Genomic DNA, 26040 nt, shown 5'->3' with positions numbered 1-26040 from the left:
GCTTACAGCTGCGCCCCGAGCTTGAACCCCTGCGGCTGGCTGCTCGCGCCGTCGTCGTCCTGCTTCCGGGTGTAGGAGAAGCCGTCGGCGCCAACGGTGACCGCCATCTCGCTCTTCTCCTCACGCTCAACCACTGGCTGGGGGTTACCGTCAAGGTCCAGGACCAGGGAGGCTTCCGTATACCAGGACGGCACAACCGGATTGCCCCACCAGTCGCGGCGCTGGTTGTCATGCACGTCCCAGGTGATGGTGGGATTGTCGGGATCCCCGGTGTAGTAGTCCTGGGTGTAGATCTCGATGCGGTGGCCGTCCGGGTCCAGGATGTACAGGTAGAACGCGTTGGACACGCCGTGCCGGCCGGGGCCGCGCTCAATCCGATCACTGATGCGCAGCGCGCCCATCTTGTCGCAGATCTGGATGATGTTGTGCTTCTCGTGGGTCGCGAAGGCAACGTGATGCATGCGTGGTCCGTTGCCGCCGGTCAGCGCCGTGTCATGGACGGTCTGCTTGCGGTGCATCCACGCGGCGTAGGTGACACCGTCTGAATCCTTGATGTCCTCGGAGACGCGGAAGCCGAGGTCCTCGAGGTACTTCCGGCCGCGGGGCACGTCCGGGGTCACCTGGTTGAAGTGGTCAAGACGCACCAGTTCACCCGCCGAGTAGAGGTCGTAGCGTTGGGTCAGGCGCTCGACGTGCTCCACGTCGTAGAAGAACTCGTAGGGGAAGCCCAGCGGATCCTCGACGCGGACGGAATCACCGATGCCCTTGGTGAAGCCTTCCTTGCGGCGTTCGGTGCGGCAGCCCAACTCTTTGTAGTACGTTTCCGCAGCGTCCACCTCAGCGGGGGACTTCACGCGGTAGGCGAAGGCGGCCACGGCGGCAATCGGTCCCTTGCGCAGCACGAGGTTGTGGTGGATGAACTCTTCGAGGGGTCGCAGGTAGATGGTGTTGTCGTCTTCCTCGGTGACGTGCAGGCCGAGGACGTCAACGTAGAACTCGCGCGACCTGGCCAGGTCGGTGACCACGATCTCCATGTAGGCACAGCGGACAATGTCCGGAGCCGGGGCGGCGGGCGTGGGAACGAAGTTGGTCATGATGTTCTCTCTTCTTCGAGCAGTGCAGGAAAGTTACTAGCCCTCGTTGGCGGCGGAGTCTTCGACGCTGCCGAACTTCGGGGTGTGGACGGCGCCAAGGGTGATGTGTACGGCTTGCTGGTCGGTGTAGAAATCGATGGAGCGGTAGCCGCCCTCATGGCCCAGACCGGAGGCTTTCACCCCGCCGAACGGCGTGCGGAGGTCGCGGACATTGTGGCTGTTGAGCCAGACCATGCCGGCCTCCACGTTCTGGGCGAAGTTGTGCGCACGGGTGAGGTTTTGGGTCCAGATGTAGGCGGCCAGACCGTACTTTGTGTTGTTCGCGAGAGCCAGCGCTTCGTCGTCGTTCTCGAAGGGAGTGATTGCTACAACCGGGCCGAAGATTTCCTCCTGAAAGATCCGTGCTTCAGGCGCAACGTCGGCAAAGACAGTCGGTGCGATGTAGTTGCCTTCGGGCAGATTCTCCGGACGACCGCCGCCGGCAAGGAGCCGGCCCTCGGATTTGCCGATCTCCACGTACGAGGCCACCTTCTCGTAGTGCTCGGGGTGGACCAGCGCGCCGACCTGCGTCTTCGGGTCATGCGGATCTCCGACGACGATGGTCTTCGCGCGCGCCGCGTACCTTCCGCAGAACTCGTCGTAGATGGCGCGTTCCACGAGGATGCGGGATCCGGCGGTGCAGCGCTCGCCGTTGAGGGAGAAGACGCCGAAGAGCGCGGAGTCAATGGCGGCGTCGAGGTCCGCGTCGGCGAAAACCACGCACGGTGACTTTCCGCCGAGCTCCATCGACAGGCCCTTAAGGTTGGCCGAGGCATTGCGGAAGATCGTTTGCCCGGTGGTGGTCTCGCCGGTGAAGGAAATCAGCGGAACATCTGGGTGCTTGACCAAGGCGTCGCCCGCTTCCTCGCCGAGCCCATTGACCAGGTTGAAGACCCCGTCGGGGAGCCCCGCGTCCTTGAAGATCTGCGCCCAGAGGGAGGCGGAAAGGGGCGTGAACTCAGCCGGCTTGAGTACCACGGTGTTGCCGGTCGCCAGCGCGGGGGCCAGCTTCCAGGATTCGAGCATGAACGGTGTATTCCACGGGGTGATCAGGCCAGCAACGCCGATGGGTTTCCGGTTGACGTAGTTGATCTGGGATCCGGGAACCTTCATGGCGTCGTCGAACTGGGCCACGATGAGGTCGGCGAAGAAGCGGAAGTTCTCGGCTGCCCGCAGCGCCTGGCCCTTGGCCTGGGTGATCGGAAGGCCGGTATCGAAGGTCTCGAGCTCGGCGAGGCGGGCTTCCTGCGCTTCCACGGCGTCAGCGATTTTGTTCAGGACGCGGGCCCGTTCGCGGGGCTTCATCTTCGGCCAGGGACCGTTGAGGAACGCATCACGTGCGGCGGAAACCGCGAGGTCGATGTCTTCCTTCTGGCCCGCCGCTGCGGTCGCGTAGTTTTTGTTGGATACCGGGTCCAGGACATCGAAGGTCTTGCCACTGAGTGAGTCGACGAAGTTGCCGTTGATGTAGTGCTGGATGTGCGTGGGCAGGTCCTTCGGCACGTAATGGGTCTCAGAAACGGTGGACGTCATTGTTCTCTTCCTGACTGCTGGAATCTACTGGGTGGTGGCGGGCGCTTGCGCGAGGTAAGCGTCGAGAGTGGCAGAGCGGTGTCTTCGCGCCGCGCGTTCAATGGTGTCGGCGTCGGCATCCGATTCGATGAGTTGGAGCAGGTCTTCGTGTTCGCTGACCGATTCGCGTGCGCGTCCGGGGACAAACCGGAACGTTGAGGACCGCAGCGTTGCGAGTCGATTCCAGCCCCGATGAACCAGATCAAGGATGTGCGGGTTGGGGCAGTGCTCAAACAGAACGCTGTGAAAGTCCTGGTTGAGCCTTGTGAAGCGCACGGGGTCGAAGTGATCAAGGCAGTCGTGCATTTCCTTGTTGACGGCCCGCGCCCGCGCGACCGCCGCGGAGTCAATCAGCGGCGCGGACAGCGCGGTGGCCGCCCCCTCCACAATGCTGAGCGTCTGCATTGTATAGAGGTACTCCGTAGGGTCGATCCCGGAGACTGTGGCGCCGACGTTGCGCTCGAACTTCACAAGCCCTTCGGCTTCCAGCCGCCGAATCGCTTCCCGCACCGGCACCACGCTGAAGCCGAGGTCCTCGGCGATCTTCGCCAATACGAGCCGGTATCCAGGGGAGAAGGTCCCCTCGACGATGCGAGCCTTGATTGAAATGTATGCCTGCTCGGATTTGCTGCCGGGCTTGATGTCACCGGCGGTCTGTACAACGACGGATGGCCCGAAGGCGATATCAACCACCTGATGCTCCTTCCGAAGCTGAGGCCACCCACTCCTGGTATTTCGCTTTCCACTCCGGGTTCATCGGAAAAAGCCCGTCAACGCCGTTGCCCTGCTTGACCATCTCGAAGATGAAAGTCTCTTCCTTTTCCTGCTGGATGCAGTCCTCGACGAGGTCTTCGGCCAGGGCCGGTGGGATTACGATGATGCCGTCGGAATCAGCCACGATGATGTCTCCGGGCTGCACGGTGGCTCCGCCGCATGCAATGGTGATGTCCGTGTCCCACGGAATGTGCCGGCGGCCCAAGACCGCGGGGTGGGGATTGGCGAAGTAGGTTGGCATATCAAGATCAGCGACGGCCGAGAAGTCCCGGACGCCGCCGTCCGTGATGATGGCTGCCGCACCGCGTACCTGGGCGCGCAGGGCCAGGACGTCACCCACTGTTCCCGTGCCCTTCTCGCCGCGTGCCTCCATAACGATGATCTCGCCGTCGTTCACTGAATCGATGGCGCGCTTCTGTGCGTTGAAGCCACCCCCATGGGTCTTGAAGAGGTCTTCTCGATTGGGCAAAAAACGCAGAGTGCGGGCCACGCCCACAACCCGGCGGTCCGGGCGCGTGGTCTGCAGGCCGTCGATGCTGACGTTGTTCAGACCGCGCTTGCGCAGCTGGGAGGACAGGGTGGCGGTAGCAACGCTTTCGAGTTTCTTCCTGACTTCCGGTGTCAGTGCCTGCCTGCTCGGTTCAAAACCGGCGGCCTCGCGTGATCCGTACGCCTCTTCACGCTGGGCGTCATCCGCCTTGGGCTGCGCGCCGAAGTCCGCGAACGGCGCGGTTCCCTCCACCACTCGGGTGGTGAGCTTGCCGCTGCTGTAGCTGCCGGCGGTGACCTCGATCTCGACGACGTCACCGGGCTGGGCGACTGACGCTCCCGCGGGCGTGCCGGTGAGGATTATGTCGCCCTCCTCCAAAGTGAGGAGCTGCGAGAGGTCCGCAACGAGCTGGGCAAACGGGAAGAGGAGGTCCTCGGTGGTGTCATCCTGCACCCGGTCACCGTTGTGCCAGGTGCGCACCCGCATTGCGGCGGGATCGACCTCACCCGCGGGGATGAGCTGCGGCCCGACGGGGGTGAATCCGTCACCGCCCTTGGAACGGAGATTGGAGCCTTTGTCTGCGTAGCGGAGATCATAGACGCCCAGGTCATTGCTTGCGGTGATCCACTCCACGTGGCTCCAGGCGTCCTCCAAGCCGACCCGGCGTGCCGGCTTGCCGATGATGAGGGCGATTTCCCCTTCATAACCGAGCAGTTCGCAGCCGGCCGGGCGTTCGACCGAACCGGGCGCTTCGGTGGATCCCACCGCGAGCGACGACGGCGGCTTGAGGAAGTAGGAGGGCTTCTGGGGGGTGCGCCCACGCTGCGCGGCGCGGCTCGGGTAGTTGATGTGGACGGCGATGACCTTGCGGGTGCGGGCAAGGAGCTGGGTGCTTGCTTCGGTGGTCTGTGACTCCGTTGTCATGCCGCGTACTCCTCATTAGATCCAGGCGATGTTTCGATGTACGAAATCGTATACGATGAGTCTGTCTTGTGAAGTGTGGCACGTCAACCCCCGTTCGCGTGTTCGGAACGGTTGTGCTGTGCATCATGTTCGTCGTACAGTTTTGGCACCGTCATTCGATTATAGAAATAGCTGTTCAGATAGTGAACACGGTGACGGGCATCCCCAAAAGTTTCACAAAGAAGTGAGTGAGGACAGCGCGTGCACTTCCATCATCATGGCTACGTCTCCGGTGATCCACGTGTCCAGGCGGCAGCCGGCGTCGGCGTAGATCGGCCCGAGGAGTTGCCGGAGGAGGTCGATGTCCTGATTGTCGGCAGCGGTCCGGCCGGCATGCTTGCCGCTGCGCAGTTGTCACAGTTCGCGAATATCACCACGCGTTTGGTGGAGCGCCGCCCAGGGAGGCTCGCAATTGGGCAGGCGGACGGTATCCAGGCCCGTAGCGTTGAGACTTTCCAGGCCTTTGGGTTCGCCGAGCGCATCATCGCCGAGGCGTACAGGATCACCGAGATGGCGTTCTGGAAGCCGGATCCGGCGGATCCTTCACGCATCATCCGAACGGCTCGCCCGCTCGATGACCCGACGGGCATCAGCGAGTTTCCACACCTCATCGTCAACCAGGCGCGGGTGCTGGACTACTTTGCTGAGTTCATGGCAAACGCACCTACCCGCATGACCCCGGACTATGGACTCGATTTCCAAAGCCTTGAGGTCGATGAAGGCGGAGAGTACCCCGTGACCGTCACCCTGCTTCACACCGCCGGGCCCCGCGAAGGGCAGGAGCGCACGGTCCGCGCCAAGTACGTGATCGGGGCGGACGGAGCACGCAGCAAAGTCCGCCAGGCGATTGGGTGCACGCTCGCCGGTGATGCGGCGAACCACGCATGGGGCGTCATGGATGTCCTCGCCGTCACCGACTTCCCGGACATCCGGCTCAAGTGCGCCATCCAATCCGGTACGGGCGGAAGCATCCTGCTCATTCCGCGCGAAGGGGGCCATCTGTTCCGCATGTACGTGGACCTCGGTGAGGTGGACGCGCACACCAAGGGTGACATCCGCAGCACCACCATCGAGGAGGTCATCGAGAAGGCCAACGCAATTCTGCACCCTTACACGCTCGATGTCCGCAACGTCGCCTGGAACAGTGTTTACGAGGTTGGCCACCGACTCACGGACAGGTTCGACGACGTCCTTCCGGAGGACATTGGAACCCGCACCCCGCGCGTCTTCATCACCGGAGACGCCTGCCACACACACAGCGCCAAAGCCGGCCAGGGCATGAACGTCTCCATGCAGGACGGCTTCAACATCGCCTGGAAGCTCGGCCATGTGCTGGAAGGCCGGAGCAAGGAAAGTCTGCTGTCCACCTACTCGGCGGAACGCCAGGTGGTTGCGAAGAACCTCATCGACTTCGACAAGCAGTGGTCCTCGCTCATGGCGAAGAAGCCCGAAGAGTTCGAGGACCCCACCGAACTCGAGAACTTCTACGTCCGAACCATGGAGTTCCCCGCCGGATTCATGACGGAGTACTCGCCGTCGATGATCGTTGCCGAGGCAATACATCAGGAACTGGCAACCGGCTTCCCCGTGGGCAAGCGCTTCAAATCTGCACCGGTAGTCCGGGTGTGCGACACCAACCCGCTTCACCTCGGCCACCATGCAACGGCTGACGGTCGTTGGCGGATCTACGTCTTCGCGGACGAGCCACTGCCGGGCAATCCATCGAAGGTAACCAACTTCGCCGAGTGGCTGACGAACTCACCGGAGTCACCGCTCGCTGCAACGCCCGAGGGAGCCGACCTCGACGCGTGGTTCGACGTCAAGGTGATCTATCAGCAGGACCACCAGAGCATCGACATCAACGCCGTGCCAGCGGTCTTCAAGCCGGAAGTCGGGCCGTTCAAGCTGAACTACCTGGAGAAGGTTTTCGGCACCGACCAGGCGGAGGACATCTTCGAGCTGCGCGGGCTGGACCGTGGCGGCGTCGTCGTCGTTGTCCGCCCCGACCAGTACGTGGCCAATGTGTTGCCTCTGACGGCGACGGCGGAGCTGGGCGAGTTCTTTGCGGGAATGTGGGCGGGCGTGCCGCGCTGAATGTTGTCGCTACTGCTGCAACCTACTGAGTAGATATTTGTGCATGTAGGGTAACTCGAAGTCGACGAAGGCTGAATCGTTTCCAGGTCGACGTTATTGCCTTCCTTATACCGCGTGGTCTGAATGTAAATTTGGAGGTACCCACGCTTTGTCTACCTGCGCGCGCACTGTCCCGTTGATCACGCGTTCCAGCTTAAGGTGAGTCGGGGGCGTGCGCGGCACCTGTCGATTCGAGCATGCGGGCCGAGCGCTCGTCGTCGAACTATTCCCTCACTGATCCCAGCCGATATACACTACGCGCGGGGGAAGCAACCGGGCGTCCCACTGCCCGGTTTTCCGGGGGTCTCACTTCGAGGAAGCCAATGAGCCGTCCCCGTCTTGTCCGTGCTACGGCCACCGTTGTCGCGGCACTGATCGCCAGCCAATTTCTCAGTCTCCCGGCTGACGCTGATTTCCAGCCTGCCGTCCCGCAAGAGACCGTAGAGTCGGAAGCTCTCACCTCGCCGACACTGGTGCTCGAATCGAACGCCGGGCACGTAGTGAATTCCACGCTCACCATACAGCCGGGCGACTGGAGCCCCCTCCCTGCCGACCTCGCCTACTCATGGACACGCGACGGCCGCATCATAGACGGCGCCGCCAGCGCCAGCTACACGCTGACCGATGAGGACTTGCACAGATTTATTCAGGGCTTCGCCACGGGCAGAGACGAGAGCGGCACCTTGCTTGCCCGCGCGACTGAGCAGATTGGCCCGATAAGACCCGCTCAAATGCTCACCCACCGGGGACCCGTAATCACCGGTATCCCGCAGGTAGGTTCCACGCTTGCGGAGGTTGGACCGGAATGGGGGCCCGCACCGGTTACACGAGCTCACCAGTGGTTGCGGAACGGAGCAGAAATTCCGGGAGCGACGGAATCTACCTACATTCCGGTGGAAGCAGATATCGGCGCGAACATCAGTGTCCGAGTGACGGGATCGAAACCCGGATATGTCACCGCGGTTCAGCAATCCAGCAGCACGGGCCAAGTGCAACCGGAAGGCTTTTCGGTAACGGTCCCGACGATCCTGGGCACTGCCAAGGTTGATCAAACACTGACCGTCGTACCAGGGATATGGTCCCCTGCACCGGAAACGTTCACTTATCAGTGGAACCGCAATGGCGTCCCGATCGCCGGCGCCACCGCAGAGAAATTTACGACGACGGCTGCCGACTACATGAAGTACCTCACCGTCACGGTGACTGCGACCAAAGAAGGTCTCCCGCCGACCTCGCTGACATCCGCTCACACAGGCATTCATCGCGGGGAATTTATCTCGCCCGTTCCCACCATCGCGGGAGCCCCTCGCGCCGGCAGTACCCTCTCGGCTATCACTGGCGACTGGACGGCGGGAGCGACTCTCTCGATCCAATGGCAGCGTAACGGGGCCGACATCACCGGGGCGATCAGCGCTGACTACACCTTGCAGCGCGTTGACATCGGAGCCGCGATATCCGTGAGAGTAACCGCCACCAAGGCGGCATACTTTCCATACTCGACATCTTCCAAGCCCACACCTTTCATTACCGGCACCCTGAAGGAGTTTTCCGGCGACGGCCATTCAGACGTGCTCGCGCGTGACTCCGCGGGAAGGCTGTGGCTGTATGCCGGAAACCCACTGGGTGGATGGAAGCCCCGGAAGCAGGTGGGTTCCGGCTGGAACGTTCTCACCAGCATCGTTGCACCCGGCGATTTCAATGGGGATGGCTTTGCGGACGTGCTCGGCCGGGATGTCAAAGGCGGCCTGCACGTATATCCCGGAAACGGTGCAGGCGGTTGGGAGCCGCCCGCCGCTGTCGGCTCCGGTTGGAATGCGATGACCAGCATCATTGCACCAGGAGACTTCGATGGTGACGGCAACGCTGACGTGCTGGCGCGTGATCGGCAGGGCGCTCTCTATCTCTATCCCAGTGACGGCTGGCACTGGTGGCTTCCGCGGGTGCAGGTTGGTACCGGGTGGAACGCTATGACTGCGATCCTCGGGCCGGGCGATTTCAGCGGTGATGGCAACGTGGACATCCTCGCACGCGACGCCAGTGGATACCTTTGGCTCTACCCGGGCAACGGAGCCGGTGGGTGGAAGACTCGTGTGAAGGCCGGTTCAGGGTGGAACGGATTCACCAGCATCCTAGTCCCCGGTGACTTCGACGGAGACGGGCATGTCGACGTGATGGCGCGCAGCTCCGACGGAGCGCTCTGGCTGTATCCAGGTAACGGAGCCGGCGGCTGGAAGGCCCGTTCCAAGGTCGGTTCCGGATGGAACATTTTCAGTACAATCCTCTGACCGGACCACGTCCACCCACCTGAATCGTCACCGCCACGGATCGATGATCGTCATCCCCGCGGGCTTGGCCCGATCGAACCCGGGCAACAGGAAAGCGGCCTCCGCGAGTCCAACGGTGCGTTCAATCAACAGGTCCGGCCGCAGCGAACCTTCCTCGATGAGCGCCATCATTCCCGGATAGTCGGCGGCGGCCATGCCATGGCTGCCCAGCAGATCAAGCTCCCACGCAATCACCCGTGCCATCGGAACGCGGGGATTGCCGCCAACCGGAGGCAGCAACCCGATCTGCACATGCCGGCCCCTGCGCCGAAGACTCAGAATGGAGTCCGCGCAGGTCTGCTCACTGCCTACCGCATCAATGGCGACGTGAGCTCCGCCGTCGGTCAGTTCAGCAACAGCGGACGGGATGTCACCGCCGTCGGCCGTGAGAACGTGCTCCGCGCCGAGGGCGGACGCCACGGCAAGGGCCTCGGCGTGACGGTCAACAGCGATCACACGTGCGCCTACCGCGCGTGCGATCATCACCGCGCTCAAACCCACACCGCCCGCACCTACAACGGTCACCCACTCGCCGGGTCTAACCTGCGCGCGGCTGACCAGCGCGCGGTACGCGGTAGCGAACCGGCAACCCAGGCTGGCCGCCGTCGTGAAATCTATCCCTTCGGGAATAGCCACCAGATTGGTGTCGGCAGCATGCAGGCCGACGTACTCGGCGAAGGATCCCCAGTGTGTGAAGCCGGGCTGTTGCTGGTTGGGGCACACCTGGGCATTTCCGGTCAGACACCATTCGCACCGGCCGCAGCCGCACACAAAGGGGACCGTCACGCGGTCGCCGGCCTTCCACCGGACGACGTCGGCGCCTACCTCGGTGACGATGCCGGCAAGCTCATGGCCGGGAACGTGGGGAAACGCTATGTCCTCGTGGCCCGCCCAAGCATGCCAATCACTGCGGCACAAACCTGTTGCCATCACTTTGACCACGACGCCGCCCGGAGTGACTGCTGGAGTCGGTACCTCCCGAACATCGGGCCGGCCCTGAACCTGGTCGAAAACTACTGCGCGCATCCTCGGAGTCTAAGCGTGGAATCGCCCTTACTTGTCCGCAGAGCGGTCAGGCGGAACAGGCGGGTAGTACGGGAAGGTCGGGTAGGCGTATCCGGCGCCCCAATACGGCACGTATCCGTAGTACCCGTACACGTCCTCGTAGTAGGAGGCCTCGTCGACGAGCTCAGGATCATAACCTGGAGCTCCGGCGACCAGTTCGCGGGACTGGTCAATCGTGACCTCATCGGCAATACGCGTGATCGCCTCGACCGGGATGAACGACTTCTCCTTGCCGATCCCGAGGAATCCACCGGAAGCGACCACCAGGAAGCGGACCTTTTTCTCGTCGTCGTCAATCAGCAGTGCATCGATCTGCCCCAGATCCTCGCCGTCTTTGTCCTTGACGTTGAGTCCGCGGATGTCTTCCTCGGCGGTCACCGTCTGATCGCTGTCGCTTAGCTTGATCAGTTTGGCGGGGTTGTTCGTAGCCATGTGCCTCTCCTACTCTCGGTTTCCTCTATGGATTCGGTGAGTCGGAACCCGACCGGGGCTGTCAGCCCCACTTCCCACCGAATCACGGGCCGGGGGATCAGGCAAGGGCGCGGTCCGATGTACAGCACGTCTACGCGCCACGGAGAATCCCGGAGTAGTCCAGCGAGGGGCGAAGCTTCGCTACTGGATAGCTACGTAACGTCCAGCAATCTCGCTCAGCGCCCTAGATGACGCCGCAGCTCCTGATAGATTTCGTCCCGCTTGTTGATGACAATCACAAGTATGAGTAGCTCGCCGTCGTCTACGCGGTAGCAGATCCTGTAGTTGCCTACTCTGATACGGAATATGCCGGAGTAGCCCTTGAGTTGTTTGCATCCGGGCGGATGAGGTGATTCCGCCAGGCTTTGAATCGCTTCTTCAATATTCTGCGCATCGGTCGGCTGTTGTCTCACCAACTTGGACAAAAGTTTGTCTGCTGAACGAAGGAGCGCAATGGAGTAAGTCACTATGCGGGGTTAGCGCCACTGCGGCGGACGAAGGGCACTCGCTCGTCCTTCCCGGAGTCAAGGTTTGCGAGGGCGATTTCAACGCTCCTCGCATCGATGAGATCCTCCAGTTGTTCGAGCAACTCGGCAGATGCTGCCGGCACCACGGCTGCGGCACGATGCCCGTGTTTGGTGAGGTAGGTGGTCTCGCCGCCGAATTCTGCACGAGCGGTCACGGCGCTGAGTTCAGCCCGGCCCTGACTTACCGTCATGTCTGTGGTCATGTACAAATTGTACATCGCCACGCTGAAACGAGATGGCTTGGGCAATACAGCTAGCCGGAGCTAACGACGACGACAGCCGAGCACGAACCCGCCGACGCCCGCCGCGAGCGCGGCCCCGACACCGAGCAACACCCCGCCCATCGTGGGACTGAGCAACAGCGGCCCATTGCTCAGGACGCCGTTCGAGGTGATGTGGAATTCCTGGCCCTGCCCTCCGACAAAACCGAAGTCCTGCGTGGGAGCCGGCTGGGAACCGATCACCAGAAACACGCCAAGAACCACCAGCAGCGCTCCCACAGACAACACCGCGATCGCTTTCCGCCAACCGGAATCAGTCCGCATCCGGAGCCTCCCTCGCGAGCCGGCCGCCGTAGGCGCCGGCGCTGATCATCAGGCCGCCCAGCACCAGCAGGCCAGCGGCGGTGGTGAGCAGATCGGAGGAGGAGGCGCCGTCGTCGTACGCGATCACGAGCTCCGAACCGTACGCGATGCTCGCTTCAGACTGAGCGGTGGGAAGCGGGAGAGCGGCTGGCGGCCGGCCAAACAGCAGCGACACTCCGGCCAGTATCAGGAGCGCGGCGACCCCCAGCAGCGAGATCAGCAGCGGCCTCATGTGCCGCGCCGTCCCCGCAGGTAACCGAGAGCTCCGGCGCACAGGATGAGACCCGCTCCGGCGAGGGACGCTCCGAAGATTTCACCCGCCGTCGGGCCGGGTGCTACGACGGCGTTGTTTGCCAACGGTGCATAGGCGAACCAGCCGAACGTCGCAGGCGGCGCGGTGGCCCCGGCAACAAGAACGAGCACAAGCCCGACGACGGCGATGCCAAGACCGGCTGCAATCAGCCGGTTGGCGCGGATCCAGTTCATTTCCCCCCCTGGCGCCCCTGCACAAGGAGCGGACTGTTCCGAACAATAACGGGTGGGAGAGCGGATGACTACAACTGATCCGATAACAGTTTTGCCATCCGATAGCGGTAGGCCGCTATCGGATGGCAAAAAAGCTAACGGGAGGCGCGAACGATATCGCGCGAAGGTGAAACTAGACCGCGAACCCGCCCACGAGCGTCCACGCCACAAGGGTGAGCAGGAAGCCGGCAACGCCGAGGATGGTCGTCAGCACGGTCCAGGTCCGAAGTCCATCCGCCACCGAGAGGCCCAGGAAGCGGGTAACAATCCAGAAGCCGGAGTCATTCACGTGGCTCAAACCGAACGCTCCGAAACCGATCGCGATCAGGATGAGCGCCGTCTGCACTGGGGAGTATCCGCCGGCCGCGACGGCCGCGCTGAGAAGGCCCGCCGTCGTGATGATGGCGACGGTTGCCGAACCCTGCGACGCACGCAGAACTGCGGCCAGGATGAACGCCATGACAATGATGGGCAGACCAACGGCAGCGAGACCCTCAGCCAGCGCCGTGCCGATCCCGGAAACGGTCAGCACCTTGCCGAAGACGCCGCCGGCGCCGGTCACGAGGATGACGATCGCGGTGGGAGCCAGCGCTGAATCCATGACCTCGCCGGTGTGCTGGGAGGACCAGCCGCGGCGGATGCCCAGGAAGTAGTAGGTGAGGCCAAGAGCCGTCAGCAGCGCGATCAGCGGTGAGCCGATGAACCCGGCGAGGTCCCGGCCGAAGGTATCTTCGGGCAGGAGGATGGCGCCGACGGTTCCGACCATGATCATCAGGATGGGAAGCACGATCAGGGAAATGATCATTGCGGGGCTCGGCGCGGTGCGGACCTGCGTTGCTACTCCACCGGTGCCGCCGGACGCTGTGTCGCGCTCGACGTCGGACTCACCGGTACCGAAAAGCTTGAACTGGGCGGCGGTTGCGGGAAGCATCTCGTACTCGCGGCGGTTCAGCCTCTGCGCAACAAAGTAGCCCAGTACGCCGACTGGGATGCAGAGCAGCAGGCCCAGCACCGTGGTCCATCCGATATCCGCGCCGAGGATCCCGGCTCCTCCCACAACGCCGGGGTGCGGCGGAACAACCACGTGGATGGCGAGCATGATGGCGCCCACCGGCAGGCCGAACTTGACCGGGTTCACGCCCGCAGCCTTCGCGAATCCGTAGATGATCGGCACGAGGATGATGAAGCCGACATCGAAGAACACGGGAATGGCCAGCAGGAACGCCGCGGAGGTCAGTGCTGCAACCACGCGGCGCGGGCCGAGCACCGAGGTGAACTTCCCCGCCAGCGCCTGGGCGCCGCCGGAGATTTCGATCATCTTGCCGAGCATGGCACCGAGGCCCACGAGGATCGCGACGTTGCCGAGCGTTCCACCCATACCTTCAGTCACGGTGCTGACGATGTCGCCGAGCGGAATGCCCGCAACCAGCGCCACCAGCACGCTCACCACCAGCAGCGCGAGGAACGCCGGAATCTTGAACTTGATAACTCCCACGAGTAGCAGGGCAACGCCCGCTACTGCAATGGCGAGGAGAGCGAGAGGGCTCATAAGGGGTGTCTCCTATGACAACGGGAGCCTCGCGGTGAGGCTGCTAGTAAATACGACGACGGCGGGAGCCGCCTGAGAGCGAACGGTGCGCTCAGTGATGGTGCAGTGAGCGACGACGTCAGGCGCTGCGCCTCGTGGGCGCAACAACTCGGATGACGGCGGAATCATCCGCAGCGGCGAGGCCCTGGGCCTGACCGAGAAGGTAGAGCTGTTCAGCCGCGGCCGCGACCGGCGTCGCCAGCCCGGCGCCCCGCGTGGCTTTGCCGACAATCCCCATGTCCTTGACGAAGATGTCGAGCCGGCTCAGTACTTCGGCGCCGTCCTCGCTGTAGGCCTCGAGGATCCGCGGGCCGCGGTTGGAGAGCATGAAGGATCCGGCGGCTCCAGCCTCGAGGGCGGCCAAGGTTTTCTGCTGGTCGAGGCCAAGGGCGTCGGCCAGTGCCATCGCCTCAGCGGCAGCGGCAATGTGAACGCCGCACAGCAGCTGGTTCACCGTCTTCAGGGCCTGGCCGTCGCCCGGCTTGTCGCCGACGATGCTCAGCGTTGACGCCAGCAGCTCCAACACCGGGCGGGCCGCTTCCACAGCCGAAGGGTCGGCGCCCACGACGATGAGCAGGTCCCCCTCCCCGGCCCGCTTCGGTCCGCCGGACAGCGGCGCGTCAACGAGGGCAACGCCGAATTCCGCGAGACGCGAGACAGTGCCGGAGATCGCCTCGGTGCCGACGGTGCTGGTAAGGATGACGACGGCGCCCGGCTTCAGCGCTGCGGCGACACCGTTTTCGCCGAACAGGACCTCGGTGAGCTGCTCGCCGTTACGGACGGCCAGCAGGAGGGCGTCGGCGCCGTGCGTCGCGTCCCGCCCGGAAGCGAAGGTGCGCACACCGGCGTCGTTCGCCAGCTTGAGCCGCTCCTCGGCGATGTCGAAGCCGTGCACGGTCAGCTGTGTTGCGAGTCGGGTTGCCATCGGCAGCCCCATCGCGCCGAGGCCGAGGACGGTGACCTGGTAATCAGTGGTGCTCATCTGTATCTCCATTGGTACGTACTGGGTTGAACTGTGCAGTGGGAAAGCTGTCAGAAGTGGCGCTGAGGGTGCGCGTCACGTCTGCAAGGGAGCGGTCGTCGCCGACGTTCCCCGCGAAGACGATGTAGGGGATGCCCTTGGCGGGGCCGTCAACGGGCGCCCAGAGGCTCACGATTCCGGGCAGCATGGGACCGCGCACAATCGCGTGGCGGATCTCGAGGCCATGGGCTGCAACATCGGATGAGGTAATGCCGCCCTTTGCAATGACGAAGCGGGGAGGGAACGCCTTCAGCGTCCGGTTGACGACGTCGACGACGGCGGCAGAAACGGTGCGCGCGATGCGCAGGCTCTCGGCCGGATCATCGGCGCGCACCAGGAGGCGGCTGGTGTGCATAATGACGTCCGCGCCGTTGAGGGCGGTGCTGACGGTGTCCACGACCTCGTCGAGGTAGCGGTCCGCGTCCGCGGTGAACAGGCGCTCGACATCGATCTCCACGATGCGGGCTGCGCTGTGTTCAGTGGTCAGCACGTTCAACTGCCGTGTAGTCACGCCCACGTGGGAGCCGACAACAATAAGGCCGCCCGCAGTGCTCGGGCTGGTACCGGCGAACGCCTCATCGCTGGTGAGCGGCTCGCGGACATCCTGCCCGATGCGGGCACGCATGAACGGCGGGCCCACCCGGTACAGGAGGCGCTTGCCGCGCCGCTCAGCTTCGGCGAGGCCGAGCGAGAGCGCGCGGAGATCGTTCTCGGTGACGATGTCCGCAACGATCGGAGTGGAGCCGGTAGCGCCGTCGAGCGCGTCTGCGATGGCTGTCGCCGAGAGCTCCGGATTGCTGGTTTCGCTGCCCGCGCGAATGATGTTCAGGTCGAGAACGATCACGTCACCGGCGGAGAACCGCCCGCCGGACTTCTCCTCCACATACTTCGGCAGCGCGGAGTTCGCGAAACCGAAGGTGGCATCCTTCGCAAATTCGGTCTCGGCGACCGGAATGAGTTCGTCATCGCTTCCGCGCGTGTAGTGCACTCCGCCGATGGTGATGCGGCCGGCGTCGGGAAAGGCGGGGATGATGACGACGCCGTCGGTAGCTTCACCGGACATCTCGGCCACGGTGGCGGCAATAACGTCCGGCTCCAGCGGGTAGTGCCCTCGTAGGGTGGAGTCGCTGCGGCTGACGAAACTCACGCGAAGGTCGGATCCTAGCCGGGTAGCGGCGTCGAGCGCGTTGCGGACCACTTCGTCATTGCGGGCGGCGGCTTCCGCGGGATCAAGGCTGCGGGTGTTGGTCAGCACGTACACCGCAGGCTTTCCCTCGCCGAACGCCCAGGTGAAATCCTCGGTCTCCCAGCGGGTGAGGACCGGCAGATCCGAGACCGACTGCGTGCCGGTGGGGTCGTCGTCGAGCACTACAAAGATGCGGTTCTCAAGCGTTTGCGCCACCGCGTTGGCGGATACGGCGAGCTCGGCCGGGTAACCGGCGAGGAGGTTCGTCTCAGTAGTCACTGTGCACTCCGTTGTGTATAGCTGGCCTTTATTCTAAATGTAAGATGTCAGACATCTTGCATATCGATTAGTGTGACACAGGCCATGCAGACGCGCAAGTACACTGGGCTGGTTACTGGAAGAGGGGGAGCATGGCACGCAAATCGCTGGTCGATGAAGTTGCTGATGAACTGCTCGACCGCATTGTTGCCGGTGAATTCCCGCCTGGATCAGGTGTCCCCGGCGAACTGGAACTGAGCGCGCGGCACGAGGTCAGCCGCATGACCGTCCGGGAAGCGATGAAGACCCTCGTGGCACGTCGCATCCTCCGGGTGGAGCGTGGGCGGGGGACGTTCGTGAACCCGCTGAACCAGTGGTCGTCCCTTGAAGCCGTGCTGCGTGCCGCGTCCGAGGGCCAGGAGGATGCTGCGGTGGCCGTGCAGCTGATCGAGTTGCGACGCATGCTCGAGACCGGCGCCGCCGAACTCGCCGCGAGCCGCATCACCGCCGAGGAACTCACCGAGATGGACGGGCAGCTGGCGCAGATGCGCGCAGCCCATGAAGAGAACGACGTCGACCGCTTCGTCGCTGCCGATCTCGCCTTCCATGATCTGATCCTGCATGCGTCCGGAAACGTGTTTGTTGCGGTGCTGTTTGAGCCGCTGACCCGGATCCTTGCCTCCCGGCGCGCGCAGACCTCGAAGGTGGTCCAGATTCAAATCAACGCCATTGCCGAGCACGCCAACATCATGGACGCCATGCGCTCGCATGACACCGAACGCGCCCGGCTGGCCATGGATCGGCACATGGAGCAGACGCTCAATGACCTGGTGGCGTACGTCCTGGAACCCTGACATTGTTGCTCGGTGCGCGGAATGCGCTTACCGTCGGAACCATGCCCGCCCTGAAAATCTCCCACGTTGGCTGGGACGCTCCCGAAACCCGCCCGCGGATGGCCAACGACGTCGACGCCCGCCCCGGCTTAGCGCTCACCAACCGCAGCATTCTCCGGAACGGTGAACCGTGGATTCCCGTCACCGGCGAGATGCATTACAGCCGCCAGCCGCGCGAACGCTGGGCCGATGCGCTGCGGCTGATGAAGGCGGGCGGCATCAACGTCGTCGCCACCTACATCTTCTGGATTCATCACCAGCCGGAGGAACACGGCACTCCAAGCTTCGAGGGCAACCTCGACCTCGCGGCGTTCGTGCAGCTGTGTGAGGAGATTGGGCTCGAGGTCATCCTTCGCCTCGGCCCGTGGTGCCATGGCGAGGTCCGCAACGGCGGTCATCCGGACTGGGTGGTCAACGCGGACTACACCGAACGCACCAACGATCCCCGTTACCTCGACGCCGTCAGAACCTGGTTCGGGCAGATCGGCCGTGAGGTGGCCGGTCTCTGCGGCAGCGGTGGTCCGGTGATCGGCATCCAGCTTGAGAACGAGATCTATGACCAGCCCGACCACATTCTCGCCCTCAAGGACATCGCCCGGGAGAGCGGGCTCTACGCGCCGCTCTGGACCGCAACGGCTTGGGGCAGCGCGGACATCCCGGTGGGCGAGGTATTCCCGCTCTACGGCGGCTACTCGGACGGCTTCTGGGTGGATACGGATCAGGGCTGGGATGAGAGCTTCCGGGCCCACTTCACCTTTTCCCACCAGTGGGATGACCCTGGAATCGGCAAAGACCTAGCGGGTGAGAGCTGGACCGGCGTCGTCGGCGCCAAGCATCCCGACTTCCCGGCCGCCACCTGCGAACTCGGCGGCGGAATGGCGAAGGCCTACCACCGGCGTCCGGCGCCGACCGCACGGGATATTGCCGCCGTCGCGCTCTGCAAGCTCGGCAGTGGGTCCACCTGGCAGGGCTATTACATGTTCGTGGGCGGCACCAACCCGCGCAAGGGCCTGCAGGAGTCCCACGCAACCGGCTACCCGAACGACCTGCCGGAACTGAACTACGACTTCGGCGCACCCGTCGGCGCCCACCTCCAGATTCGGGAAAGCTTCCACCGGCTGCGGAACCAGCACTCCTTCCTGGAGGCTTTCGGCTCCCGCCTCGCGGCGATGAATGCCACCATCCCGGAAAACGACGACGACGGCGGCCTGCGCTGGTCCCTGCGCAGCGACGGTGGGAGCGGCTTTGTTTTCATCAACAATCACCGGCCGCATGAGCCGTTGCCTGCCCGGACCGGCGTGCAGTTCGAGATCGGATTGGATGACCAGAGTGTCCTGTTGCCGCACCGGCCGGTCGATCTCCCAGCCGGGGAGTTCCTGTCCTGGCCGGTGCAGCTGGAGGTGGCAGGCGTCGTCGTCCGGTGGGCCACGCTCAACGTCCTCACCGTGATTGAAGCCGAGGGGGAGCCGCCGGTTTTGGTACTCGCCGCGAACGACGGCGTCGCTGCCCACCTGGCCGTGCCGGCCGCGTACGCGGTTGAGGGCCACCCCAGTGTGCCGGTGGGCGGGGATCGGGTGCTCGAAGACCTTCGCCCCGGCTTCTTCACGCTGACCAGTGAGAGGGGTGGGAGGTTGCGCGTGCTGGTTCTTTCGGCGTCCCAAGCGTTGGAAGCGTGGGCGCCTACTGTCAGCGGCCGTCGTCGTCTGGTGCTTTCGCCAGCTTCGGTGGTGGAGCGGGACGGAGGGCTGGCGGTGTACGCGCACCAACCCGGCACCGCGGCAGTATTCCCTCCCATCGGAGAAGCGGACGACGACGGTTTCTCGCGCCACCCGTTCACCGTATCGTCCGAGGCGCACGAAGTGACGATCACGCGGACAGCTCCCGCTTCCGCACCGCCGGCACGGCCCGTCACCGTACCGGGGCGCGCCTCCGCGCCGTCCCCCGATGACTTCGCTGCGCACGCCGCCCGCTACACGATCAGCGTCACCGGGGAGGCGAAGGCAGGGCAGCGCTCCCTGCTGCGCCTTGAGCTGGTGGGTGACACCGCGTCGTCGTTGTTTGAAGGCCGTGAGGAAGACGTGTTCTGGGACGGTTCGGCGTGGGAGATCGACATCACGCCGGCTAAGGACACCGACCGGCGGGCGGTCGAGGTGGCCGTGTACCCGCTGACGGCTGATACGCCTATCTGTCTTCCGGAAGCGGCGCAACGGATCAAGGCATCCCTGGCGGAGCCGTCAGCGGAGATCTGCAGCGCCTCGGTGCTCACGGGTAGGCTCACGCCGCTGACATAGCGGCTAGTCAGGCGGGTGCACGCGGTCCCGCACCGGGGCTGTCAACAGCTCTAGCCCGACGGCGCCGCGATGGGCCCAGAATTCTTGATGGAGCGCTCTATTGACATGTGACCCAGGTCATCTGTAGATTGACTGAACCGCCGATGGAGCGCTCCATCAAACTTTCGCACCATTCTCCACGCAGGCTAATCGCGTCCGTTTCCAGAAGACCAGCCAGTGGAATCCAGCACGCCCTTTCCCCATCGAAGCACGCACACAAAGGAGTGACCGTGAGCCTTTCACGACGCACCAAAATGATCACCGCCCTCACCGGCACTATGACCCTGGCATTCGTTGCCACGGGCTGCGGCAGCAGCAGCGATGAACCGGCCAGCGCCGAGAACCCCATCGAGTTGTCCATCACCACCTTCGGCAACTTCGGCTATGACGATCTGTATGCCGAATACGAAGAAGCCAACCCCGGCGTAACCATCGAGGCCAACAACATCGACGGCAGCGCCAACGCCCGCGTCGATGCGTTCACCAAACTCGCAGCCGGATCGGGTCTGAGCGACGTCGTCGCCGTCGAGGAGGGCTGGCTCGGCCAGATCATGGAGGTGTCTGACCAGTTCGTGGACCTCAATGAGCACGGTGCCCAGGACATCAAGGAGAATTGGGTGGACTGGAAGTTCGAGCAGGGCACCGATCCCAACGGCCGCGTCATCGGCTACGGCACCGACATCGGGCCGCAGGCACTGTGCTTCAACCAGGACCTCTTCGAGGCAGCAGGTTTCCCCACGGACCGCGAAGAAGTTGCTGAACTCTTCGGCGGCGACGACGCCACCTGGGAGACCTACTTCGACCTGGGCCGGCAGTACAACGAGGCCACCGGCAAAGCCTGGTATGACCAGTCTGCGTTCGTGTGGAACTCCATGGTGAACCAGATGGAGGAGGGCTACTACACGGCCGACGGCGCGCTGAACGTCGAGGGTAACGAGGCCATGCGCGCCAAGTTCGACCTCCTCGCAGCCGGCACAGCCGACGGGCTGTCCGCCAACCAGAAGCAGTTCGACTGGGGCAAGGGCAAGGCTTTCGTTGACGGCTCCTTCGCCGTGCATGTCTGCCCCGCGTGGATGCTCGGCACCATTCAGGAGCAGCTCGAATCCGCAGGCGGAGGACCCGAGAGCGGTTGGGACGTAGCTGACGTCTTCCCGGGCGGCGCTTCCAACTGGGGTGGAGCTTTCCTCTCCGTTCCTGAAAGCTCGGAACACCCGGCAGAGGCAGCCAAGCTGGCAGCATGGCTGACCGCCCCGGAGCAGCAGGTCAAGCAGTCCGCCGCAGCGAACAACTTCCCCAGCACCATCGAGGCACAGCAGCAGATTGTGGAAGACGCCGTACCCAATGAGCTTTTCAATGACGCTCCCTACGGTGCCATCTTCGCCTCACGGGCCGAGGGCGTCGTCGCGCAGTTCAAGGGTCCGAAGGACTCGGTGATTCAGGAGAACGTCTTCGCGCCGGCACTGAAGATCCTCGATACAGGCTCCGGTACGGCTGACGAAGCCTGGAACGAAGCCGTCAAGCTCCTCAACGAGCTCGTCGTCAACAACTAGCACACCGGCCGTGGGGCCTCCGGAGTACCGGAGGCCCCCTCATGGACTGGAATCGTCATGACCACGACACTGAATCGACCGGCAGCCGGGACTCCCGCTGCCAGCAAGACCGCACCGACCTTCCGCCAGCGCCTGAATGTTTTCGATGTGAAGGCGTCGCCGTACCTCTATATAGCCCCGTTCTTTCTCCTGTTCGGGCTCGTGGGGCTGTTCCCCCTCGGCTACACCTTTGTTGTCTCCCTCTTCGACTGGCATCTGTTGAAGGGTCAGGGCGAGTTTGTGGGACTGCAGAACTTCGTCGAGGTACTGCAGGACAGGTTCTTCTGGAACTCACTGTTCAACACCGTGAGCATCTTCCTGCTCTCCACCATCCCGCAACTGGTGGTCGCAACCGCCATTGCGGCCGTCCTGGACCAGAATCTGCGGGCCAAGACGTTCTGGCGCATGAGCATCCTGCTCCCCTACATCGTTACTCCGGTAGCGGTTGCCATGATCTTCGCGAACATGTTCGGCGAGCAGTACGGGCTCATCAACAACATTCTGGCGAGCATGGGCATTGACCGGATCATGTGGATGAACGAGACCCTGCCCAGCCACATCGCCATTGCCACCATGGTGAACTGGCGCTGGACCGGCTACAACGCCCTGATTCTCCTCGCAGCCATGCAGGCCGTGCCGCGGGACATCTATGAATCCGCCGCCATTGACGGCGCCGGGCCATTCCGCTGCTTCTTCAGCATCACCCTGCCGAGCATCCGCCCCACCATGATCTTCGTGGTCATCACCGCAACCATCGGTGGCCTGCAGATCTTCACCGAACCCAAGCTCTACGATCCCAGGAGCGCCGGTGGAACCGCACGTCAGTTCCAGACCACCGTCCTCTACCTGTGGGAAATGGCGTTCCAGCGCCAGAACTTCGGCAAGGCTGCGACCATCGCGTGGCTCCTGTTCCTCATCATCGTCCTGTTCGGCATCGTGAACTGGCTGATCTCGCGCCGCATTGCAACCACGGGAGACGAACGCGGCTCTCGCCGCGGGGCACTCAGCCGGCGCAGGAAGAAGTCCTCGGCTCCCGCCGTCGTACTCCCTGCCGTCGGAACGCAGCCGCCGGCACCGTCGGGGGAATCAGCGGCTGGAAACCCAGCCAGCACAGACGACGCGACCACAAGGAGTGGAAAATGACCGTCATCGACAGGACGCAGACCACCGATCGCAAGAAAGGTACGCGCCCGCCGGCTCTGCGGAGAAAGCTGCTCGGCAACGGGTACCGTCCCGGGTTCCTGACCTACGGGTTGCTGTTTGCCTTCTTCCTCGCCTCGGCGTACCCGCTGTGGTGGTCCGTCATCATCGGCAGCCGGTCCAATTCGGCACTCGCCGGAACCTGGCCGCCGCTCCTGCCCGGCGGCAACTTCTGGAGCAACGCCGGCGAAGTCTTGGACACCATCCCGTTCTGGCTGGCGCTGGGCAACAGCGTCCTGATCTCGGGAATCATCACCGTTTCGGTGGTGTCCTTCTCGACCCTTGCCGGCTACTCCTTCGCAAAGCTTCGCTTCAAGGGGCGCAACGGTCTGATGGTCGCGGTGATCGCCACCATGGCGATCCCCACCCAGTTGGGCATCATCCCTCTGTTCATGATGATGCGGACCCTGGGCTGGACCGGCGAGATAGGCGCCGTCGTCATCCCCACGCTGGTGACGGCGTTCGGTGTGTTCTTCATGCGTCAGTACCTGGTGGACGTCATTCCCGATGAGCTGATCGAATCCGCGCGCATGGACGGGGCATCCATGATCTCCACGTTCTGGCACGTGGCGCTTCCCGCCGCGCGGCCGGCCATGGCGATTCTTGGGCTCTTCACCTTCATGACCGCCTGGACGGATTTCCTCTGGCCATTGCTGGTGCTCGACGCCGGCAACCCCACCCTGCAGACGGCGCTGAGCCAACTGCAGGCCGCCCGGTACGTCGATTACTCGATCGTGCTTACCGGTGCGGTTCTCGCGACACTTCCCCTGCTGGTGCTCTTCGTCATCGCAGGCCGACAACTCATTTCAGGAATCATGCAAGGAGCAGTGAAAGGCTAATGCCACTCGACGCAACCCGCCCCCTACCCATCAGCGGTGAACCCGTGTCAGGAAGCGCGACCAGAACCTGGCCGGAGGGGTTCCTCTGGGGATCAGCCACCGCAGCAGCGCAGGTTGAAGGAGCAAGCCATCAGGGCGGTAAGGAAGATTCCGTCTGGGACGCCTTCGCCCGTGTACCCGGGGCTATTGCCCACGGCGACACCCTGAAGGACGCGGTCCAGCACTATGACCGCATGCCCGAAGACGTCCGCATCATGAAGGAGCTCGGGCTGGGCTCCTATCGGTTCTCCACCAGCTGGGCGCGCGTCCGGCCGGGGGACCGTGGGCCAAACCCGGAAGGCCTGGACTTCTACTCCCGGTTGGTGGATGAACTGCTCGACGCCGGGATCCTCCCCTGGCTGACCCTCTACCACTGGGACCTGCCGCAGGCCCTTGAGGAGAAGGGCGGCTGGGCCAACCGGGACACCGCGTACCGCTTTGTGGACTACGCGAACGACGTCTATTCGGCGCTGGGCGACCGGGTGCAGCACTGGACGACCTTCAACGAACCCTTCTGCTCCTCCCTGCTTGGGTACGCTGCCGGAGTGCATGCGCCGGGCCGGCAGGAACCGAGTGCTGCCGTTGCCGCTATTCACCACCAGCACCTCGCGCACGGCCTCGCTGTCAACACCCTGCGCTCTCGGGGGGCCGAGCAGATCGGCATCACGCTGAACCTGAGCAACTCGATCCCGAAGGACCCAACGGACCCCATTGACCTCGATGCCGCGCGCCGGTTCGATTCCCTGCAGAACCGGATCTTCCTCGACCCGATCCTGCGCGGGGAGTACCCCGAAGACACCCTCGCGGACCTCGAGCAGTTCGGCATCCGGGACGTCATCCAGTTCGGTGACCTGGAAATCATCGGAACGCCGATCGACTTCCTTGGCGTCAACCACTACCACGACGACCTCATCAGCGGTCACCCGACCGGGGGCGGCGACGGCCACTCCGGCGGCACCACCCGCAAGACGTCCTCATGCTGGATCGGCTCCGAGGACATCGCCTTCCCCAGCCGCGGCCTGCCGCGCACGGCGATGAACTGGGAAGTGAACCCGGACGGGCTCCGGAAACTGCTGGTCCGCCTCGGCGAGGAGTACCCCACCCTCCCACCGCTGTACGTGACGGAGAACGGTGCAGCCTACGACGACGCCGTCAGCAGCGACGGCGCGGTGCATGATACCGAGCGAACCGCGTTCGTACTCGACCACATTGCCGCCGTCGGTGAGGCAATCGATGCCGGCGCGGACGTCCGCGGCTACTTCGTCTGGTCCCTGCTCGACAACTTCGAATGGTCGTGGGGCTACGGCAAGCGCTTCGGGATTGTCCGGGTGGATTACAACTCCTTTGAACGGACCATCAAGGACAGCGGCCACGCCTACCGGCAGCTGATCAGCTCCGCGAGGGCCAATGGGGAGGTGGAACAGTCGAGGGTGCAGGTGCTCACGCCGTCAGGAGCCTGAGCCAACCTAGACTGGACCCACAGGTTCCAGCACCATGCACGGAGATGATTGTGAAGACAGACGCAAGCCGGTCGCGGCCCGCGCCGACCCTCGAAATGGTGGCCGCGCTGGCCGGCGTCTCACGATCAACGGTGTCCCGGGTGGTCAACGATGCACCGAACGTTGACCCGGACATTGTGAAGTCCGTCCAGAGCGCCATCTCCACACTGAACTACATTCCCAACCGCGCTGCCCGTTCGCTTGCGAGCAGGCGCACCAACTCGGTTGCAGTGGTGGTTCCGGAGTCCACCTCGAAAGTGTTTGCCGACCCGTTCTTCGCCACCCTGGTGGAAAGCATCGCGCAAACGCTGGTGGAGACGAAGTACACGCTGAACCTGATCGTCTCCTCTGAAGCAAGGCCTGAAAAGACCAGAAGCTACCTGTTGGGCGGGAACGTTGACGGTGCGCTGGTGGTCTCTCACCACAGCGGGGACCACTCTTGGACGAGAATCAGCGATTCGCTCCCCGTGGTCTTCGCGGGACGTCCTTTCCGGGGTGAGGGTGACAGCTACTACGTCGAGGTGAACAACCAGGCCGCTGCGGCACGCGCCGCACAACACCTGGTTGACGCCGGACGCACCTCCATCGCCACCATCGCCGGTCCGCAGGACATGTACCCGGGGATCGACCGGCTGCGCGGCTGGGAGACTGCCCTGCGATCAGCTCGGCTGGACACCTCGCTGGTGGAAGTCGGCGACTTCACGCAGGCCTCCGGCAGGGAGGCGATGCGGCGGCTCCTGGACCGCGGGCAACGGATCGACGGGCTCTTTGCGGCCAACGACCAGATGGCGGCCGGTGCCTGCTCGGTGCTCACCGACCGGAACATACGCATCCCGGCGGATATCGCCGTCGTCGGCTTCGATGATGACTCCTTTGCCACCTCCGTAACGCCCGCCCTGACTACCATTCACCACCCCATCGTCGAAATGGGACACCGGATGGCCGAGATCCTCCTCGCACTGATCGAGGGGGAGCCGGCGGACCGCGTGAACCTGCTGCCCACCTCGCTGGTGGTCAGGGACTCCGCCTAACCTTCC

At 63.8% G+C, this 26040-nt stretch carries 24 protein-coding genes; 10 read left to right on the top strand and 14 right to left on the bottom strand.

The annotated features are described in order from the left end of the window. Window positions 1–2: 2 nt before the first annotated feature. From hpaD to ACZ2GY_RS15865, 4 genes are read right to left on the bottom strand one after another with little or no spacing between them, the layout of a single operon-like run. The gene (hpaD, locus tag ACZ2GY_RS15880) at window positions 3–1094 is read right to left on the bottom strand and encodes a 3,4-dihydroxyphenylacetate 2,3-dioxygenase (RefSeq protein WP_471672433.1); all 1092 of its coding nucleotides are present in this window, start codon (window positions 1092–1094) and stop codon (window positions 3–5) included. A gap of 36 nt (window positions 1095–1130) precedes the next feature. Beyond that, window positions 1131–2666, bottom strand: a complete 1536-nt coding sequence (hpaE, locus tag ACZ2GY_RS15875) for a 5-carboxymethyl-2-hydroxymuconate semialdehyde dehydrogenase (protein WP_471672432.1) — start codon at window positions 2664–2666, stop codon at window positions 1131–1133. A gap of 24 nt (window positions 2667–2690) precedes the next feature. Continuing rightward, on the bottom strand, window positions 2691–3389 hold the full coding sequence (locus ACZ2GY_RS15870) for a GntR family transcriptional regulator (RefSeq protein ID WP_277357589.1): 699 nt from the start codon (window positions 3387–3389) through the stop codon (window positions 2691–2693). Window position 3390: 1 nt separating this feature from the next. Then, window positions 3391–4893 carry a fumarylacetoacetate hydrolase family protein gene (locus ACZ2GY_RS15865; protein WP_471672431.1) on the bottom strand — a complete coding sequence of 501 codons (1503 nt, stop codon included), beginning with the start codon at window positions 4891–4893 and terminating at the stop codon, window positions 3391–3393. A gap of 240 nt (window positions 4894–5133) precedes the next feature. Between ACZ2GY_RS15865 and ACZ2GY_RS15860 the strand changes: the two genes are divergently transcribed. Continuing rightward, entirely contained in the window at window positions 5134–7026 is a 1893-nt protein-coding gene (locus ACZ2GY_RS15860) for an FAD-binding monooxygenase (protein WP_471672430.1), read from the top strand. Between the two features lie 362 nt (window positions 7027–7388). Continuing rightward, the gene (locus ACZ2GY_RS15855) at window positions 7389–9350 is read left to right on the top strand and encodes an FG-GAP-like repeat-containing protein (protein WP_471672429.1); all 1962 of its coding nucleotides are present in this window, start codon (window positions 7389–7391) and stop codon (window positions 9348–9350) included. Window positions 9351–9377: 27 nt separating this feature from the next. On the opposite strand, the gene ACZ2GY_RS15850 is transcribed toward ACZ2GY_RS15855, so the two are convergent. The 4 genes from ACZ2GY_RS15850 to ACZ2GY_RS15835 all read right to left on the bottom strand — a co-directional run bounded on the left by ACZ2GY_RS15850 (window position 9378) and on the right by ACZ2GY_RS15835 (window position 11607). Beyond that, window positions 9378–10415: a zinc-dependent alcohol dehydrogenase family protein gene (locus ACZ2GY_RS15850; protein WP_471672428.1), complete on the bottom strand. Its 1038-nt coding sequence runs from the start codon at window positions 10413–10415 to the stop codon at window positions 9378–9380. A gap of 27 nt (window positions 10416–10442) precedes the next feature. Beyond that, window positions 10443–10886, bottom strand: coding sequence for a PRC-barrel domain-containing protein (locus ACZ2GY_RS15845; protein WP_471672427.1), 444 nt, complete (start codon window positions 10884–10886; stop codon window positions 10443–10445). A 215-nt stretch (window positions 10887–11101) separates the two neighbouring features. After that, window positions 11102–11338 carry a type II toxin-antitoxin system RelE family toxin gene (locus tag ACZ2GY_RS15840; RefSeq protein ID WP_471673608.1) on the bottom strand — a complete coding sequence of 79 codons (237 nt, stop codon included), beginning with the start codon at window positions 11336–11338 and terminating at the stop codon, window positions 11102–11104. Window positions 11339–11391: 53 nt separating this feature from the next. Continuing rightward, complete coding sequence (locus ACZ2GY_RS15835; protein ID WP_471672426.1) at window positions 11392–11607, bottom strand: hypothetical protein; 216 nt, start codon at window positions 11605–11607, stop codon at window positions 11392–11394. Between ACZ2GY_RS15835 and ACZ2GY_RS15830 the strand changes: the two genes are divergently transcribed. Beyond that, window positions 11551–11709, top strand: coding sequence for a hypothetical protein (locus ACZ2GY_RS15830; protein WP_471672425.1), 159 nt, complete (start codon window positions 11551–11553; stop codon window positions 11707–11709). The two genes, ACZ2GY_RS15835 and ACZ2GY_RS15830, sit on opposite strands and share 57 nt — an antisense overlap. A 6-nt stretch (window positions 11710–11715) precedes the next feature. Here the strand turns inward: ACZ2GY_RS15830 and ACZ2GY_RS15825 are convergent, their stop codons facing one another. The 6 genes from ACZ2GY_RS15825 to ACZ2GY_RS15800 all read right to left on the bottom strand — a co-directional run bounded on the left by ACZ2GY_RS15825 (window position 11716) and on the right by ACZ2GY_RS15800 (window position 16635). Continuing rightward, entirely contained in the window at window positions 11716–11997 is a 282-nt protein-coding gene (locus ACZ2GY_RS15825) for a hypothetical protein (RefSeq protein ID WP_471672424.1), read from the bottom strand. Continuing rightward, window positions 11987–12268 (bottom strand): hypothetical protein, encoded by a 282-nt coding sequence (locus tag ACZ2GY_RS15820; RefSeq protein ID WP_277357510.1) that lies wholly within the window; start codon window positions 12266–12268, stop codon window positions 11987–11989. Before ACZ2GY_RS15820 ends, ACZ2GY_RS15825 begins: the two co-directional genes overlap by 11 nt. Continuing rightward, window positions 12265–12522 carry a hypothetical protein gene (locus ACZ2GY_RS15815; RefSeq protein ID WP_471672423.1) on the bottom strand — a complete coding sequence of 86 codons (258 nt, stop codon included), beginning with the start codon at window positions 12520–12522 and terminating at the stop codon, window positions 12265–12267. Before ACZ2GY_RS15815 ends, ACZ2GY_RS15820 begins: the two co-directional genes overlap by 4 nt. A 172-nt stretch (window positions 12523–12694) precedes the next feature. After that, on the bottom strand, window positions 12695–14110 hold the full coding sequence (locus tag ACZ2GY_RS15810) for a GntP family transporter (RefSeq protein WP_471672422.1): 1416 nt from the start codon (window positions 14108–14110) through the stop codon (window positions 12695–12697). Between the two features lie 118 nt (window positions 14111–14228). After that, complete coding sequence (locus tag ACZ2GY_RS15805; protein ID WP_346027686.1) at window positions 14229–15131, bottom strand: NAD(P)-dependent oxidoreductase; 903 nt, start codon at window positions 15129–15131, stop codon at window positions 14229–14231. Next, window positions 15118–16635, bottom strand: coding sequence for a four-carbon acid sugar kinase family protein (locus ACZ2GY_RS15800; RefSeq protein ID WP_471672421.1), 1518 nt, complete (start codon window positions 16633–16635; stop codon window positions 15118–15120). The genes ACZ2GY_RS15805 and ACZ2GY_RS15800 overlap by 14 nt, the downstream gene beginning before the upstream one ends. Window positions 16636–16766: 131 nt before the next feature. Here ACZ2GY_RS15800 and ACZ2GY_RS15795 point away from each other — a divergent pair, with 131 nt between their 5' ends. From ACZ2GY_RS15795 to ACZ2GY_RS15765, 7 genes are all read left to right on the top strand, one after another. Beyond that, window positions 16767–17468, top strand: a complete 702-nt coding sequence (locus ACZ2GY_RS15795) for a FadR/GntR family transcriptional regulator (protein ID WP_471672420.1) — start codon at window positions 16767–16769, stop codon at window positions 17466–17468. A 41-nt stretch (window positions 17469–17509) separates the two neighbouring features. Then, window positions 17510–19798, top strand: coding sequence for a beta-galactosidase (locus tag ACZ2GY_RS15790; protein WP_471672419.1), 2289 nt, complete (start codon window positions 17510–17512; stop codon window positions 19796–19798). A gap of 293 nt (window positions 19799–20091) precedes the next feature. Then, window positions 20092–21387, top strand: coding sequence for an ABC transporter substrate-binding protein (locus ACZ2GY_RS15785; RefSeq protein ID WP_428831024.1), 1296 nt, complete (start codon window positions 20092–20094; stop codon window positions 21385–21387). Window positions 21388–21444: 57 nt separating this feature from the next. Next, entirely contained in the window at window positions 21445–22569 is a 1125-nt protein-coding gene (locus tag ACZ2GY_RS15780) for a carbohydrate ABC transporter permease (RefSeq protein WP_471672418.1), read from the top strand. Next, window positions 22566–23465 (top strand): carbohydrate ABC transporter permease, encoded by a 900-nt coding sequence (locus ACZ2GY_RS15775; RefSeq protein WP_277357503.1) that lies wholly within the window; start codon window positions 22566–22568, stop codon window positions 23463–23465. The genes ACZ2GY_RS15780 and ACZ2GY_RS15775 overlap by 4 nt, the downstream gene beginning before the upstream one ends. After that, window positions 23465–24964, top strand: a complete 1500-nt coding sequence (locus tag ACZ2GY_RS15770) for a GH1 family beta-glucosidase (protein WP_471672417.1) — start codon at window positions 23465–23467, stop codon at window positions 24962–24964. Before ACZ2GY_RS15775 ends, ACZ2GY_RS15770 begins: the two co-directional genes overlap by 1 nt. A 50-nt stretch (window positions 24965–25014) precedes the next feature. Then, entirely contained in the window at window positions 25015–26034 is a 1020-nt protein-coding gene (locus ACZ2GY_RS15765; protein ID WP_428831011.1) for a LacI family DNA-binding transcriptional regulator, read from the top strand. Window positions 26035–26040: the final 6 nt, after the last annotated feature.

Source organism: Arthrobacter sp. KKT183, assembly GCF_055657625.1.
This window is presented reverse-complemented; position numbering and strand designations above follow the sequence as displayed.

Excerpts from the sequence above, each read along its gene's own strand:
- ACZ2GY_RS15780 (WP_471672418.1), top strand. The coding sequence starts at position 21,445 with ATGACCACGACACTGAATCGACCGGCAGCCGGGACTCCCGCTGCCAGC.
- ACZ2GY_RS15795 (WP_471672420.1), top strand. The coding sequence starts at position 16,767 with ATGGCACGCAAATCGCTGGTCGATGAAGTTGCTGATGAACTGCTCGAC.
- ACZ2GY_RS15850 (WP_471672428.1), bottom strand. The coding sequence starts at position 10,415 with ATGCGCGCAGTAGTTTTCGACCAGGTTCAGGGCCGGCCCGATGTTCGG.
- hpaE (WP_471672432.1), bottom strand. The coding sequence starts at position 2,666 with ATGACGTCCACCGTTTCTGAGACCCATTACGTGCCGAAGGACCTGCCC.
- ACZ2GY_RS15820 (WP_277357510.1), bottom strand. The coding sequence starts at position 12,268 with ATGAGGCCGCTGCTGATCTCGCTGCTGGGGGTCGCCGCGCTCCTGATA.
- ACZ2GY_RS15815 (WP_471672423.1), bottom strand. The coding sequence starts at position 12,522 with ATGAACTGGATCCGCGCCAACCGGCTGATTGCAGCCGGTCTTGGCATC.
- ACZ2GY_RS15865 (WP_471672431.1), bottom strand. The coding sequence starts at position 4,893 with ATGACAACGGAGTCACAGACCACCGAAGCAAGCACCCAGCTCCTTGCC.
- hpaD (WP_471672433.1), bottom strand. The coding sequence starts at position 1,094 with ATGACCAACTTCGTTCCCACGCCCGCCGCCCCGGCTCCGGACATTGTC.
- ACZ2GY_RS15770 (WP_471672417.1), top strand. The coding sequence starts at position 23,465 with ATGCCACTCGACGCAACCCGCCCCCTACCCATCAGCGGTGAACCCGTG.
- ACZ2GY_RS15855 (WP_471672429.1), top strand. The coding sequence starts at position 7,389 with ATGAGCCGTCCCCGTCTTGTCCGTGCTACGGCCACCGTTGTCGCGGCA.
- ACZ2GY_RS15825 (WP_471672424.1), bottom strand. The coding sequence starts at position 11,997 with ATGCGGACTGATTCCGGTTGGCGGAAAGCGATCGCGGTGTTGTCTGTG.
- ACZ2GY_RS15790 (WP_471672419.1), top strand. The coding sequence starts at position 17,510 with ATGCCCGCCCTGAAAATCTCCCACGTTGGCTGGGACGCTCCCGAAACC.
- ACZ2GY_RS15805 (WP_346027686.1), bottom strand. The coding sequence starts at position 15,131 with ATGAGCACCACTGATTACCAGGTCACCGTCCTCGGCCTCGGCGCGATG.
- ACZ2GY_RS15830 (WP_471672425.1), top strand. The coding sequence starts at position 11,551 with ATGCCCGTGTTTGGTGAGGTAGGTGGTCTCGCCGCCGAATTCTGCACG.
- ACZ2GY_RS15775 (WP_277357503.1), top strand. The coding sequence starts at position 22,566 with ATGACCGTCATCGACAGGACGCAGACCACCGATCGCAAGAAAGGTACG.
- ACZ2GY_RS15785 (WP_428831024.1), top strand. The coding sequence starts at position 20,092 with ATGATCACCGCCCTCACCGGCACTATGACCCTGGCATTCGTTGCCACG.
- ACZ2GY_RS15845 (WP_471672427.1), bottom strand. The coding sequence starts at position 10,886 with ATGGCTACGAACAACCCCGCCAAACTGATCAAGCTAAGCGACAGCGAT.
- ACZ2GY_RS15810 (WP_471672422.1), bottom strand. The coding sequence starts at position 14,110 with ATGAGCCCTCTCGCTCTCCTCGCCATTGCAGTAGCGGGCGTTGCCCTG.